Origin of the sequence: Tepidamorphus gemmatus (genome assembly GCF_004346195.1) — a bacterium.
Taxonomy (GTDB): domain Bacteria; phylum Pseudomonadota; class Alphaproteobacteria; order Rhizobiales; family Tepidamorphaceae; genus Tepidamorphus; species Tepidamorphus gemmatus.
In genome coordinates this window covers 524,306-537,855 of record NZ_SMAK01000001.1, presented here as the reverse complement: position 1 = coordinate 537,855, position 13,550 = coordinate 524,306, and the positions used below count along the sequence as shown (strand labels likewise).

General features: G+C 68.4%; 16 protein-coding genes. 12 read left to right on the top strand and 4 right to left on the bottom strand.

Going from position 1 to position 13,550, the window contains the following annotated elements; all coding sequences use genetic code 11:
• The first annotated feature begins 736 nt into the window (after positions 1–736).
• The 4 genes from EDC22_RS02550 (at position 737) to EDC22_RS02535 (ending at position 2,339) form a co-directional block, all read left to right on the top strand.
• Positions 737–1,099 carry a hypothetical protein gene (locus EDC22_RS02550; protein WP_132805015.1) on the top strand — a complete coding sequence of 121 codons (363 nt, stop codon included), beginning with the start codon at positions 737–739 and terminating at the stop codon, positions 1,097–1,099.
• Between the two features lie 56 nt (positions 1,100–1,155).
• Positions 1,156–1,560 carry a hypothetical protein gene (locus EDC22_RS02545; RefSeq protein ID WP_132805014.1) on the top strand — a complete coding sequence of 135 codons (405 nt, stop codon included), beginning with the start codon at positions 1,156–1,158 and terminating at the stop codon, positions 1,558–1,560.
• Positions 1,561–1,596: 36 nt separating this feature from the next.
• Entirely contained in the window at positions 1,597–1,821 is a 225-nt protein-coding gene (locus EDC22_RS02540; protein WP_132805013.1) for a hypothetical protein, read from the top strand.
• Between the two features lie 134 nt (positions 1,822–1,955).
• Positions 1,956–2,339, top strand: coding sequence for a septal ring lytic transglycosylase RlpA family protein (locus EDC22_RS02535; RefSeq protein WP_245499589.1), 384 nt, complete (start codon positions 1,956–1,958; stop codon positions 2,337–2,339).
• A 38-nt stretch (positions 2,340–2,377) separates the two neighbouring features.
• On the opposite strand, the gene EDC22_RS02530 is transcribed toward EDC22_RS02535, so the two are convergent.
• The gene (locus tag EDC22_RS02530) at positions 2,378–3,067 is read right to left on the bottom strand and encodes a ribonuclease T2 family protein (RefSeq protein ID WP_245499588.1); all 690 of its coding nucleotides are present in this window, start codon (positions 3,065–3,067) and stop codon (positions 2,378–2,380) included.
• An 8-nt stretch (positions 3,068–3,075) separates the two neighbouring features.
• Positions 3,076–3,549, bottom strand: a complete 474-nt coding sequence (locus EDC22_RS02525) for a hypothetical protein (protein WP_132805012.1) — start codon at positions 3,547–3,549, stop codon at positions 3,076–3,078.
• A gap of 241 nt (positions 3,550–3,790) precedes the next feature.
• On the opposite strand from EDC22_RS02525, the gene EDC22_RS02520 reads away from it, so the two are divergent.
• Entirely contained in the window at positions 3,791–4,837 is a 1,047-nt protein-coding gene (locus tag EDC22_RS02520; RefSeq protein WP_132805011.1) for a DUF1176 domain-containing protein, read from the top strand.
• A gap of 87 nt (positions 4,838–4,924) precedes the next feature.
• Positions 4,925–5,356, top strand: coding sequence for a hypothetical protein (locus tag EDC22_RS02515; RefSeq protein ID WP_132805010.1), 432 nt, complete (start codon positions 4,925–4,927; stop codon positions 5,354–5,356).
• Between the two features lie 75 nt (positions 5,357–5,431).
• On the opposite strand, the gene EDC22_RS02510 is transcribed toward EDC22_RS02515, so the two are convergent.
• Complete coding sequence (locus tag EDC22_RS02510; protein WP_132805009.1) at positions 5,432–6,097, bottom strand: outer membrane protein; 666 nt, start codon at positions 6,095–6,097, stop codon at positions 5,432–5,434.
• 304 nt (positions 6,098–6,401) lie between these two features.
• Between EDC22_RS02510 and EDC22_RS02505 the strand changes: the two genes are divergently transcribed.
• From EDC22_RS02505 to EDC22_RS02480, 6 genes are all read left to right on the top strand, one after another.
• The gene (locus EDC22_RS02505; RefSeq protein ID WP_132805008.1) at positions 6,402–7,157 is read left to right on the top strand and encodes an SDR family oxidoreductase; all 756 of its coding nucleotides are present in this window, start codon (positions 6,402–6,404) and stop codon (positions 7,155–7,157) included.
• Positions 7,158–7,340: 183 nt separating this feature from the next.
• Positions 7,341–9,449, top strand: coding sequence for an excinuclease ABC subunit UvrC (uvrC, locus tag EDC22_RS02500; protein WP_132805007.1), 2,109 nt, complete (start codon positions 7,341–7,343; stop codon positions 9,447–9,449).
• Positions 9,450–9,608: 159 nt separating this feature from the next.
• Positions 9,609–10,199 carry a CDP-diacylglycerol--glycerol-3-phosphate 3-phosphatidyltransferase gene (pgsA, locus tag EDC22_RS02495; RefSeq protein WP_132805006.1) on the top strand — a complete coding sequence of 197 codons (591 nt, stop codon included), beginning with the start codon at positions 9,609–9,611 and terminating at the stop codon, positions 10,197–10,199.
• A 29-nt stretch (positions 10,200–10,228) separates the two neighbouring features.
• Positions 10,229–10,480 carry a molybdopterin converting factor subunit 1 gene (gene moaD, locus EDC22_RS02490; protein WP_132805005.1) on the top strand — a complete coding sequence of 84 codons (252 nt, stop codon included), beginning with the start codon at positions 10,229–10,231 and terminating at the stop codon, positions 10,478–10,480.
• 9 nt (positions 10,481–10,489) lie between these two features.
• Positions 10,490–10,954 (top strand): molybdenum cofactor biosynthesis protein MoaE, encoded by a 465-nt coding sequence (locus EDC22_RS02485; protein ID WP_132805004.1) that lies wholly within the window; start codon positions 10,490–10,492, stop codon positions 10,952–10,954.
• A gap of 141 nt (positions 10,955–11,095) precedes the next feature.
• Positions 11,096–12,346: a multidrug effflux MFS transporter gene (locus tag EDC22_RS02480; RefSeq protein ID WP_132805003.1), complete on the top strand. Its 1,251-nt coding sequence runs from the start codon at positions 11,096–11,098 to the stop codon at positions 12,344–12,346.
• A gap of 91 nt (positions 12,347–12,437) precedes the next feature.
• Here the strand turns inward: EDC22_RS02480 and EDC22_RS02475 are convergent, their stop codons facing one another.
• Positions 12,438–13,349 carry a branched-chain amino acid aminotransferase gene (locus EDC22_RS02475; RefSeq protein ID WP_132805002.1) on the bottom strand — a complete coding sequence of 304 codons (912 nt, stop codon included), beginning with the start codon at positions 13,347–13,349 and terminating at the stop codon, positions 12,438–12,440.
• Between the last annotated feature and the right edge of the window lie 201 nt (positions 13,350–13,550).

Genomic DNA, 13,550 nt, shown 5'->3' with positions numbered 1-13,550 from the left:
GCTGGTTCGCTTCATCTCCTGAAGCAACTGAAACACGCCGCGTAATAGGCGTGAAATATCGTCTTCCCACCTTCCCATGACGACGCCGAGCCCCCGTACCGCCCAATCCCGGATGGTGGCGCCGGAACCTTCCGGAGACGGGACGCCGGCAGGGAACAGCCGCGGAGACGGGGAACATGATCCGATCCAGCACCATTGCCGCCGCACCCGAAAGACCTCGCCGGAGCGATCGTCCTGACCAACGCCGCGCCCAAGGCCGCCGTCAGCCAGAGCCGAAGCCCCACGTGATTTACCTCGGCCATGACGCCCATCACTACCTTTGCCGCCAGGTTCGCCCGTCCCGCGCCCGGTCATGTCTGCGACGAGCGCGGAACATACATGAACCGTTCATTGCTCCGGTACCTCGGAAGTTTGTAGTCGTTTGAGGCCCGGACCCGTCGGCGGCGGTCGCGACATTGCCTGTCGCGGCCGTCGTCACGTGATGAGCCGGCGCCAAGAAGCGCCGCATGCCATGCCGGCGGCATGATCGCCCACAAGACCCGCCTCCGGCTGGTGCTGTTGGATCTGCGATCGCAGCGCATGGTTACCGTCGGTCAACCATACATCCAACGACAGCACCCGGCGAAACCAATGAAACAGCCTCCGCAATAACTGTGAAATCAGGCGCTGTCAGAAAGGTCGGCATCGGACGGCCGAGACGCCGACCACGGCCCGACGAGACATCCGGACACACGCCATGACCACTGCCCCGTTCGACCGCCACCATTACCGCCGCGCCGCTCTGGTGCTGGCCGTGGCGCTGGTGATCGCCCCGCTGCCCGGCATCTCCCGTGCCGGATGGCGTGCCACACCGGTATGCGAGGCGCATCTGGCGAAGGCGGACCGTGCCTTCGCCGCGCTGGCCGGGCAGGATGCGGGCCTCCTGGACTGCGCCGCCCTGCACGGACAGGTGCGCGCGATGCTCGAGATCCGCAACATCTACATGCGCTGCACCACTGGTCCGATGCGCACCGAGCGTGTAGGTCAGGCGGACGCATCGCTCGATCAGGCCACCGCCCGGCTCGACTCGGTCTGCCCGATCGCGCAGGCGTCCAATTGACTGCCTCCAACCGAACCAACCAGCCGCGACCCGTTCAGACGCCGAGGATTGCGAGAATGTCCAACACCCGCGCCACTTCGCCTCGTCTTGCCGCCATTCTCGGCGTTTCGCTGCTGATCGCGACGGGCATGGTTGCGGTCGGCTTCGCCGTCGCACCGCAGCCGATCGGCGCGGCGACCGCCGCCGGCTCGGGCGCCGTTGCGCACGCCACCGACTGTGCAGACAGGCTTTCTGCCGCCGAGCGCAGCCTCGTCCAGACGACAGAGAGGTTGCGCCATGCTGCGGGCGCCGACCAGGCTGGCCGCTGCGCAGCCTATCGCGCCCATGTCGCGGTGCTGGTCGGCGCCGGGGAGACCTATTCCATGTGCATGTCGGGCTTCGCCCGCCAGGACACCGTCGCGCAGATGCAGCTCGCCGCGGACAACTGGCGCGCGACCATCGCCGACAGCTGCGCCCGCTGAACGACCCGCACCCGCCACCCTCGCCCCGGCACGGCCATGACCCAGGCGATCCACGACGTGCTGCTCGCCTACGCCCTGCCGCTGTTCCTGTGGCTCGGCTGGCCCGGGCTGATGGCCGGCGGCATCGCCGGTGCGGCCATGTTCCCGCATTGGCGCATCGCTGGCGCCGTCGCGGGCGCGGCCACCGGCGGGCTGATCTGGCTGGCAAGCTGGCTGGCGGTCGCTGTCGGGCTGCGGATGATGACAGTCCTCTCCACCTGAGATCAGGTCCGCCGGCCCCATCCGCCGCAATGCCGCAACGCACGATGCACGCGCGACGATGATCGGCCGCAGCCACCTTCTTGCCAATATTCTGCGGCTCAACACCACGGTGGGGGTCTCGGAGACTGGCCCCCATGCCCCTTTCCCCCGGCCGCCGCGCAGTTGCCGCGCTCGCGTTCATGGCCCCCTTCGTCCTTCCCGCCTCCGCCAAAGCCGCCGAATGCGGTCGTGCATCCTGGTACGCGATGACGAGCCGCACCGCGTCCGGCGAGCGGGCCAACCCCGCAGGATTCCATGCCGCGCACCGCACCTTGCCGTTCGGTACAAGGCTGAAGGTCACGAACCTGGCGAACGGCCGCACCGTGACGGTCAGGGTCAACGACCGTGGCCCGTTCGTGCGCGGCCGCGTGGTCGATGTGTCGAGGGCGGCAGCCGAGGCGCTCGGCTTCGTCAACGCCGGCACCGCGCGCGTCCGCATCGAGACCGAGGACGGCAGGTGGGTCGGCAAGGGCTGCTGACCGACTCCGAGCGGATCATCCGGAATCGATGAACCGTTCTAGCGGACCGGGGGCATCACCGCCCGGTCGAGGCGGCAGGCGCGGCTGTCGACAGCCGGACAGGCGGCGTAACGGAGCGTGCGGTCGAGGCAGATCCTGACCTCGCGCAGCCGACGGTGATCGCAGGTCACCGCGATCGCGTCGGCGGGAAGACCGGGATTGGCGGTCCGGAAGGCGTTTTCCACGTCCTGCGGTGCCACCATCACGTGGCGGTCGATCGACTGGAAGGCTGGCGGAATGGCAATGCGCTCGCGGGCCCGTCGGACCAGGGCGAAATAGCTCTCGGCCGACAGACCCGAGCAGGTGCCGTGCTTCTGCCACTGATGGCGGACCAGATCGGGGCTCGGCATGATATCGAGCATGTTGCGCACGGTCTGCTCCGGTACGGCCAGCTGGCCGCTGCGACAGAATTCCGGCCAGCCGCGGTGATACTGTGGCCATAGTCCGTGCACCACGAAATGATAGGGTCGCTCCCCGCCGCATTGCAGCCGGTCGGCGGTCGTGGCCTCCGCCTCGCAATAGGAGGGCGACCACGACAGCGCCAGGACATAGTAGTCGAAGTCGCCGGGGACGTTCGGCCCGACGCGCTGTGCGGATGCCGGACCGGCGATGATGACGGCGAGCAGCAGCAGGGCATGCAGCACCATCCGGTCCCGCGTCGCAGCCGCCGCCCGGACGGCCGTCCGCAACACCGGTCTCAAAGCGGTCGCAGCATCTTGCAGGCCGGCGCGTAGGCATAGTCGCGGTCGCGGCCGACGAGGCAGTAGTCGACGCCCCAGCTCACCCCGGCAAAGCCCTGTTCGCTGCGCAGCCAATAAACCAGCTCGTAGCGGCGCCCATCGGTCAGATAGGCGACCGCCGAGCAGTAGCGCCGCGCGATGATGGTCGGGTCCCAGTCCTTGAAGCCAGTCTCGCGCGGCTCGACGATCTGCGCCATCCGCACGCCGGTCTTCCAGTAACTCGCCTCGGTCTCGTCGAAACGCCGATGGATCCGCTCCAGCACCGCTGGCTGGTCGCAGGCCGGGCCGACCCACGGCCCCGTCCGGTCCGGCGAGGCATGGAAGGTGAAGTTCTCGGCCATCGCGGGCGCCGCCGCAATTGCCCACGTGCCGGCGAGCGCCAGCACCGCGAGGGCGCGGACGAAGAGGGCGGTCGGGCGCGGTATCACCATGGCGCACTCCAGGATGACGCATTCCAAGCCGGTTCTTGCGCAAGGATGCGACCGCGGTCGGACCGGGTCAAGCACCGCGCCGGCCGCCTCGCCGCCGCGCCAGCATCAGACCGCTGCCGTGGCAGACGGGCCACTCTGCGCGGTTTGCGGGTTTCGGCCGATCAGCTGGCGGCGGCCGGTTGCCACGCCGCATCTTCCGGGCTAACCCGGAACATCCGACGATAGCATCCGGAAGCGCCGCATGTGGCTCAGAGGCTTCGCATTCATCGCCGCGATGCTCGCATCGTCGCTGGCCACCGCCCGGCAGTCCGAGACCTTCCGAGGCTGGCAGGCCGCCTGCACGGCCGAACTGGTATGCCTGCTGTCAAAACGTGCCGGCGGCGGCGCCGACGTGTCGGTGGCGCTGCGCCGCCTACCGGGGGCGGACGAGCCGTGGCAGCTCGTGGTCACGCCGAACGAGCCAGCCGCCTCGCTCACCGACACCCTTGCCGTCAGCGTGGACGGCCGGGCCAAGCTGACATTCAACCCGGCCTACGACTATCTTGCCTATGGCGGCCCCACCCACCTGTTCCTCATCAATGCCGGACTGGCGACGCGGCTGCTCGGCGAGATGGTGGGGGGACTTCTGCTCGAGATATTCTACGAGCCGGCGGGCGGCGGCCGCGCCACGGCCACACTCGATCTGGCCGGGCTCGTTTCGGGCATGCAGTGGATCGACTCGCGGCAGGGCCGCACCGACCGCGACCGAACCGTCGCGGCCCCGGTCGATCTCCTCCCCGATCCGGCCATGGCCGATGTCCGCGCCCCCGTCGATGGCGGTACCGGCGACCGTGGCCTGCCCCGTCGCCTCGTCGACCACCACTATCTCGCGACCGGTTGCGAGCAGCTCGACAGCACGTTGCTGGCCGGTATCGACGTGGTCAGCGGGCGCCTGTCGGAGTCCGCGCTCCTGTTCGCGCTGCCCTGCGTGGCGACCGGGGAGTCGGTGGGCTATCGGCTCTACGTGGTGGAAACGGGCGAGATCGGTGGCATCGAGCCGCTCAGCTTCGCAGCCTTCAGCCCGACACATGGCTGGATCGGCACCGACACCTTGACCAATGTCGCCTTCGACCCGGGCACGGGCCTGCTGACCAGCGTTCGGGCGGCGCGCGATGAAGACGGCTGCGGCCGTCACGGTACCTGGCGCTGGATCGGCTGGCGCTTCGCCATGGTCGAGTACCGGTTCCGTCGCGACTGCGACCGCACGCAGCCGCGCAGCTGGCCGGTGGTTTTCCGCCTGGGGAACTGAAACGAGGGCCGTCCTGCCGCCGCGTTGCGTCAAATTGCACCGTTCGCCGCCATGCCGCGGCAAGGTCCGCATGATAACAGGCTGCTCATGCGTGCCGTCGACATCGTCTTCATCGAGCGAATTTCCCGGCCCCTGTTCTGGTGCTACGGGCTTGCCTATGCGGGAATGTGGTGGTTCGCCCTGCTCGGGCTCGACCGTCAGGGATTCTTCACCGCCCAGCCGGACTGCATGATCGTGCCGACCATGCTGGCGCCCCTGTGGTATTGCGGGCCGTCCGGACCGCTGTGGTTCCTCGCCTCGCTCGCCAACGCGGCGATGATCCTGACGGTCTGGTCGCCGGTATTTGCCGCCGCCGCCTGGGTCGATCCGGCCCACATCGCCGCCTTCCTGCCCATCGTCATGGTGCATGCCGTCGGGCTCGTCGCAGCGACCTACATACTCTACAAGGTCGTCTCCAGCCTGGTCCTGACGCTTTCGTCGCGTTTGCAGCGCTTCGCGGTCCGCATCCGCCCGGCATAGGGCGGGCAGCTCACCGGCACGGACTGCCGCGGTTGACCGGACGCGCGGGTCGGCGGAACGCCGCCGCAGCGCAGTCTAGCGGAATTGATATGTGATGCCGGCTCGGACGGTGTGGCTGTCGAACTCGCTGGCGAACGGAACGCCGCCCAGCGTGCCATCGGTCTTGCCGAGATCCGTATAGAGATACTCGCCGCGCAGGGTGAAGTTGTTGGTGAGCGCGGCCTCGAGGCCTGCCCCCAGCGTCCAGCCGACGCGCGTGTCGCTGGCCGACAGGCCTGCCCCCGACACCGCGACATTGCCGACGGCGAGACCGCCGGTACCATAGAGCAGTACATTGCCGGCAGCATAGCCGACCCGGCCGCGCAGCGTCGCGAACCAGTCGTTCTCGGCAGTCACCGGCACGCCGGCGATCACCCGCGTCTCGTCGCCGGTGTTGAAGTTGACATCTGCCTCCGCACCATAGACGAACCGATCGCTTTGCGCCTGGATACCCGCGAAGATGCCGCCGGTGAAGCCGGTCGCGTCGAAGGCGCCGGGAGTCGGTACGAAGCCGAAGGCGGCGTCGAAGGTCTGCCAGGACGCTCCCGCCGAGAGCCCCGCATAGGGCCCGGAGAAGTCGTAGACGACGGGCGCAGCGGGCGTGAAGGCTTCCGCCGCCTGCGCCCGTGCCGCAACACTCGCCCCGGCGACAGCCATCGAGGCAGTCAGCAGGACCGCGGGGGCGAATGATCGGATCGACATTCCGATACTCCAAACCGACAGTCGATACGGCGTCAGTCCGTCGCGACCGCGGCCCAGCGCGGTCTCGCTCCCGGCGACGAACGTGACGGAGAACTCCTGAAAATTCTGTTCATTTCATGGCTTGCCAAGCCGCGCCTGTACTGGCGGATAGATGGGATGACATCCGCCGATTGGAAGGCCGCGAACGCACCGGCCACCATGCCATGGCGAGATCCGACCCTTCCTGCCGGCCGTAGCTGGGCTATACCGATGCGTCCGGCCAACGCGGCCGGCACGCCGGAGTTCCCACCGGAGACCGTCCAGGATGCCCCGTGTCGTCCTCGTTACCGGCGCCGCGCGCCGCATCGGCCGCGCCATCGCGCTCCATCTCGGTGCGCATGGCTTCGACGTCGCCGTCCACTATCGCACCTCGGCCGCCGAGGCAGAGGCGGTGGCCGACGCGATCCGCGCGGGCGGGCGGCGGGCGGCGACCATCGCCTGCGACCTCGCCGACGCCGAGGCCCTGCCTGCCCTGCTCGACCGGTCGGCCAGCGCGCTCGGGCCGGTCACCGACCTCGTCAACAACGCGTCGCTGTTCGAGCCCGACGACATCGCCACCGTGACGCCCGCGAGCTGGGATGTTCATCTCGACGTCAACCTGCGCGCGCCGGTGCTGCTTGCCCGCCATTTCGCCGAGCGGCTGCCGGCCGGAACTCCCGGCGCCATCGTCAATATCGTCGATCAGCGCGTGCTGAAGCCGGTGCCGCATTTCCTGTCCTACGGTATTGCCAAGGCCGCGCTCTGGCACGCAACCCGCATCCTCGCTCAGGGGTTGGCGCCACGCATCCGCGTCAATGCGGTCGGGCCCGGCCCGACCCTGCCGAACGTGCGCCAGCGCCCCGAGGATTTTCGCCGCCAGCAGCAGGCCGTGCTGCTCGGCCGCGGTCCGGATGTGCAGGAAGTGGCCGAGGCCGTGCGATACTTCCTTGATTCTCCGTCGGTGACGGGCCAGATGCTGGTGGTCGATGGCGGCCAGCACCTGGGTTGGGAGACGCCGGACGTGAAGGACATTCCGGAGTAGCAGGCGGTCGGCGCGGCCGTGCGCGGCGGATCGCCGCAGCGCCGGGAATCGCTCCCGAGCGATGGCCTCATCCCCGCCGGCCGTCAGCTCCGTCCGCGATCGGGAGGACACGCCGGCACCGTGGACATTTCCCGATCCCGTCGTCCGGCCCTCGGCCACCCGTCGGGATGATATTGAGCGAGAATGAGCACAGACGGCACCGGCACTGACCCGATCGACAGGACCACCGGCGACTCCGCAGGGGCCGCCCGCACCGGGCCGGCAGTGATCGCGGCAATGGTGAAGCGCCTGCCGAACGGGCCGGGCGTCTACCGGATGATCGATGCCGCCGGCGAGGTCCTCTATGTCGGCAAGGCACGCAGCCTCAGGAAGCGCGTCGCGAGCTATGCGCGGATCGGCGGCCAGACCAACCGCATCGCCCGGATGATCGCCGAGACGGCGGCGATGGAGTTCGTCTCCACCGCCACCGAGACCGAGGCGCTGTTGCTGGAAGCCAATCTGATCAAGCGGCTGAGGCCCCGCTTCAACGTGCTGATGCGGGACGACAAGTCATTTCCCTACATTCTGATCACCCGCGATCACCCAGCCCCGCAGATCCTCAAGCATCGCGGCGCGCGCAGTCGCAAGGGCGACTACTTCGGCCCGTTTGCGTCTGCCGGCGCAGTCGGTCGCACCATCAACGCGCTGCAGCGCGCCTTCCTGCTGCGCTCGTGCTCGGATTCGGTCTACGAGAGTCGGACGCGACCCTGTCTCCTGTTCCAGATCAAGCGCTGCTCTGCGCCCTGCACCGGCGAGATCTCGCTTGCGGACTACGCCGCGCTGGTCGGCGAGGCGCAGGCATTCCTGTCGGGCAGGAGTGGTGCGGTGCGCGAGGAACTCGCCCGCCAGATGGAGGCTGCCTCCGAGCGGCTTGACTTCGAGCAGGCCGCCGTGTTCCGCAACCGGCTTTCCGCACTCAGTCACGTCACCTCGCACCAGGGCATCAACGTGCCCTCCGTGGAGGAGGCGGACGTCTTCGCCGTCCACCAGGAGGGCGGCCAGACCTCGATCCAGGTGTTCTTCTTCCGCACCGGCCAGAACTGGGGCAACCGCGCCTATTTCCCCCGCGCCGACAGGTCCCTGACCGCGGCCGAGGTGCTCGGCCCCTTCATCTCGCAGTTCTACGACGACAAGCCGGTGCCACGGCTGATCCTGCTGTCGGAACCGGTCGAGGAGATGGAGCTCCTGTCGGAGGCCCTGGCCCTGAAGGCCGGCCGCAGGGTCGAGATCGCCGTACCGAAGCGCGGCGACAAGAAGATCCTGACCGACCATGCCCTGTCGAATGCCAGAGAGGCGCTTGGCCGCCGCCTCGCCGAAACCGCCTCGCAGGAACGTCTCCTTGCCGCCGTCGCCGAAGCCTTCGGCCTGGACAGGCCGCCGCGTCGCATCGAGGTCTATGACAACAGCCACATCATGGGCACCAGCGCCGTCGGCGCCATGATCGTCGCCGGCCCGCAGGGCTTCGAGAAGGGCCAGTACCGCAAGTTCAATATCCGCGACCGCGATCTCACCCCCGGCGACGACTACGGCATGATGCGCGAGGTGCTGCGCCGCAGGTTCACCCGCCTGCTGAAGGAAAGCGGACGCGACGTGCCGGGAGCGCCGATCGCCGGCGCCGCCGATGAGGATCGTCCAGCCGACACCCGACAGGTCGCCCCACCCCCGGCAGGGAAAGGCGGCGAACCACTGCACCTGGCGGCCGGGGACGACCCGTCGCCAGACTTCCGCCTGGGGCATGCCATCGACGATGGCGATCGCGGGGACGACGATCCCGCCCCTCTCGCCGACGATCTCACCCCCTGGCCGGATCTGGTGCTGATCGACGGCGGGCCGGGGCAACTCGCCGCCGCACGGGCGGTGCTCGCAGAGCTCGGTATCACCGACGTCCCTCTTGTCGGCATCGCCAAGGGGATCGACCGCGATGCCGGGCGCGAGGTGTTTCATGTGCCAGGGCGCCAGCCCTTCCGCCTCGCCCCGCGCGATCCGGTGCTCTACTTCGTCCAGCGCCTGCGCGACGAGGCACACCGCTTCGCCATCGGCTCGCACCGCGCCCGTCGCAAGAAGGTCATGGCGCAGAACCCCCTCGACGAGATCCCCGGCATCGGCCCCGCCCGCAAGCGCGCCCTGCTGCGCCACTTCGGCTCCGCCAAGGCTGTCAGCCGCGCCGCACTGGCCGACCTCGAGGCGACGCCAGGGATCAGCGCGCAGATGGCGAAGACGGTGTACGAGCATTTCCACGATGGCGGCGGGTAGAACCGGACGGACCGCACGGTCGAGGCGCAACGCGCAGTCGCCGGCCATATCCCTCGGTCGGTCGATCTTGCGACTGCCGCGCAAAATTTCCTTCATCCCGCACGCATAGAGTGGTACGCGGCGATTGACGCGACGGGGGCCGGCATGGTCACTGACGGCATGACGACTTCGACCAGCCCGGCGCGCGGCCATGCCCTGGCCGTGCCGAACCTGCTGACCTACGGCCGCATCCTCGCGGTGCCGGCACTTGTGGCCTGCTTCTATGCCGAGGGCTACTGGTCGAACTGGCTGGCGCTTGCGATCTTCCTCGCCGCCTCGATCACCGACTTCCTCGACGGCTACCTCGCCCGCGCCTGGCATCAGCAGTCGGCGCTGGGGCGGATGCTCGATCCGATCGCGGACAAGCTCCTGGTCGCCGCCTCGCTGATGATGCTGGTTTCCGCGGGCACGATTGGCGGCTGGTCGCTGCTTGCGGCCGTCATCATCCTGTGCCGCGAGGTGCTGGTCTCGGGCCTGCGCGAGTTTCTCGCCGAGCTCAGGGTCTCGGTGCCGGTGACGACACTGGCCAAGTGGAAGACGACGCTGCAGATGGTCGCCATCGGGTTCCTGCTGGCGGGCCCGGCGGGCGATGCGATCGTGCCGGGCGTCTCTCTGGTCGGGTTGTCGCTGCTCTGGATATCGGCGATTCTTACCCTTTATACTGGCTGGGACTATTTCCGCGCCGGCATCCGCCACGCCATGGAGGAATGAGCCGGCCCCGGGAGGGTTTGGGGAAGGCTTTGAAACTGCTCTACTTCGCCTGGATCCGCGAACGTACCGGCCGCGCCGAGGAGGACGTCGAGCTGCCCGCCGACGTGACGACGCTGGGCGATCTCGTCGCGTGGCTGCGCCAACGCGGCGAGGAGTTCGAACATGCCTTCGCCGATCCCGCCGTGGTGCGCGCGGCGATCGACCGCACCCATGCCCCGCTGACCGCCCCGATCGCCGGCGCACGCGAGATCGCCTTCTTTCCGCCGATGACCGGCGGCTGAGCGCCCGAGATGGCCGCCGCGCCTGCCAAGATCGCCGTCCGGGTCCAGCGCGAGCCGTTCGACCAGGCGACGGAGATTTGTCATCTGTCCCGGCTTGCCGATGTCGGCGCCGTGGTCTCCTTCACCGGCATATGCCGCGCCGACGGCGGACGACTGGCCGGCCTCGAGCTCGAACACTATCCGGGTATGGCCGAGGCCGAGATCGGCCGCGTCGCTGCCGAGGCGGCGGCACGCTGGCCGATCCTCGGCGCGACGGCCATCCACCGCTTCGGCCGCATCGCTGCGGGCGAGGACATCGTGCTGGTCGTCACTGCCTCGGCCCACCGCGCCGCCGCGTTCGCGGCCGCCGAGTTTCTGATGGACTGGCTCAAGACCCGCGCTCCGTTCTGGAAACGCGAGATATTTGCCGATGGCACGGCCGGCGCTTGGGTCGAGGCGAAGGACGCGGACGACGCGGCAGCGGCCCGCTGGTGACTCCCCCGTGCTGCCAGCGAATAGGCGCACGGCAGCCATGCACGGGTGCGGTTGAACGGGCCGTCAATCTGGACTTGAGTCGGTCCCGACCTAGTTCGCCGTGTCCCGCCCCTCGCGTCGCGGCCCCGAGAGATCCTCGCCATGGCATCACGTCACAGTCCGGCACTGGCCGGTCCGTCGCTGTCCAAGACGGAGTTTGTCGCCATCATCGCGATGCTGATGGCACTGAATGCCCTGTCGGTCGACATCATGCTGCCGGCGCTGCCGGCAATTGACGCGGCCTTCTCCATCGCCGATCCCAACGACCGCCAGCTCGTCGTCACTGCCTACATGCTGGGGTTCGCCGCCGGCCAGCCGATCTACGGCCCGCTGTCGGATCGCTACGGGCGCAAGCCCGTGCTGATGATCGGACTCGTCATCTTCGTCCTCGCCTCGCTCGGCACCGTCCTGATCGACAGTTTCGCCGGCCTCCTCGCGCTGCGCGCGCTGCAGGGCATCGGCCTGGCCTCGCCGCGTGTCGTCGGCATCGCCGTGGTGCGCGACCGCTTCGGCGGGCGCGACATGGCCCGCGTGATGTCGTTCGTCATGATCGTCTTCGTGCTGCTGCCGGTGCTGGCGCCGGCGATGGGCAGCGGCATCCTGCTGTTCGGCGACTGGCATCTGATCTTCCTCGCCATTCTCGCCTTCGGGATGCTGATCGCGATCTGGATGCAGGTGCGTCTGCCCGAGACCCGGCCGGAGGAGCTGCGCGAGCCGCTCTCGATCAACTGGATCGCCAAGGCGCTGAAACTGACGGTCGCGTCGCGCCCGACGCTCGGCTACACCGTCGCCGCCACGCTCGTGTTCGGCGCGCTGCTTGGCTACATCAATTCCGCGCAGCAGATCTTCGTCGGGATCTTCGAAACTGGCGACCTGTTCGCCGTGTTCTTCGGCATGATTGCGATCGCGCTCGCCGTCGCAGCCATTCTGAACGGCAGTCTCGTCGGCCGCGTCGGCATGCGGCCGCTCTCGCATGCCGCCGCGATCGCCTATGTGCTCATCTCCATCGCCCATCTGGCGTATGTGTCGATGCTCGACGGAGCGCCGTCGGTCTGGGCCTTCTCGGCATTCCTCGCCGGCAACCTGTTCTGCTTCGGCATCATGATGCCGAACTTCAATGCCATGGCGATGGAGCCACTCGGCCAGGTCGCCGGCACCGCCGCCTCCTTCGTCGGCTGCGTCACGACGGCGGGCGCGGCGATATTCGGGTGGTATGTCGGCCATCTCTACGACGGCACGGTCGTCCCGCTGCTGTGGGGTTATCTCGTCCTCGGCGGCCTCGCCCTCGTCACCGTGGTGGCGACGGAGCGCGGCCGCCTGTTCCGGCCCCACCATGCACGTCAGGCGCAGTGAGCCACCTGACCAGCCGTCATCTCGCCCGCGCCGTCTGCGGCGCGCCGGGATGACGCAGCCCGGCGATCGGCGAGCCGCGAGACGGACGGGATCAGCCGATCGCGGCGGCCATCTGCTTGTGGGCGGCCGACTTCGGCTGCACCTCGGCGAGATAATCGTTCATCAGGTTGAACGTGATCTCGCCGGGCGTGAACCGATGCGGGCCGATCTCGGAGACGGGCGTCACCTCGGCGGCGGTGCCGCATATGAAGCACTCGGAGAAGGTGGACAATTCCTCGGCCTTGATGTGCCGCTCGACCAGCTCGTAGCCGCGGCGGCGGGAGAGCTCGATCACGGTGCGCCGGGTGATGCCGTCGAGGAAGCAGTCGGGCGTCGGTGTGTGCAGCACGCCGTCCTTCACGAAGAACACGTTGGCACCGGTCGCCTCGGCCACATAGCCGCGCCAGTCGAACATCAGCGCATCGGCGTAGCCCTTCCGCTCGGCCGCATGCTTGGAGATCGTGCAGATCATGTAGAGGCCCGTCGCCTTCGACTTGCACGGCGCGGTCCGCGGATCGGGGCGTCGGTACTCGGCGATGTCGAGACGAATTCCCTTGAGCCGCTGTGCCGGATCGAAGTAGGAGGGCCACTCCCACACCGCGATCGCCAGATGGATGCGATTGTGCTGGGCCGACACGCCCATCATCTCGCTGCCCCGCCAGGCGATCGGCCGCACATAGGCATCCTTCAGCCCCTGCTCGGCGAGCAGCGCGTTGCAGGCCGCGTTGATCTCCTCGACACTATAGGGGATCTCGAAATCGAGGATGCGCGCGGACTCGTGCAGCCGCCGCGTATGCTCGTCGAGCTTGAACACCACCCCGCCATAGGCCCGCTCGCCCTCGAACACGCCGCTGCCATAATGCAGGCCATGGCTCAGCACGTGCAGCTTGGCGTCCGCCCAGGGAACCATCTCGCCGTCATACCAGATGACACCCGGCCGATTGTCGAAGGTCAGCGAAGACATGTGATGCTCCTTGGCGCGCCGGCGTCCGGGCGGAACGTCATGCGCTCGCCCAGCGCAGGCTTTGCTTGTTCCAGCGACTGTCGCTATCTTCCGCCTTGCAGGACGAAAGGACGGCGGATGTCGCTCATGTGGCTGCCGCCCGGCTCGATAGTCGCTCAGGCGACCGTCGCGTTCAATTGTTTCGCGTGCGGTGGCTTACCC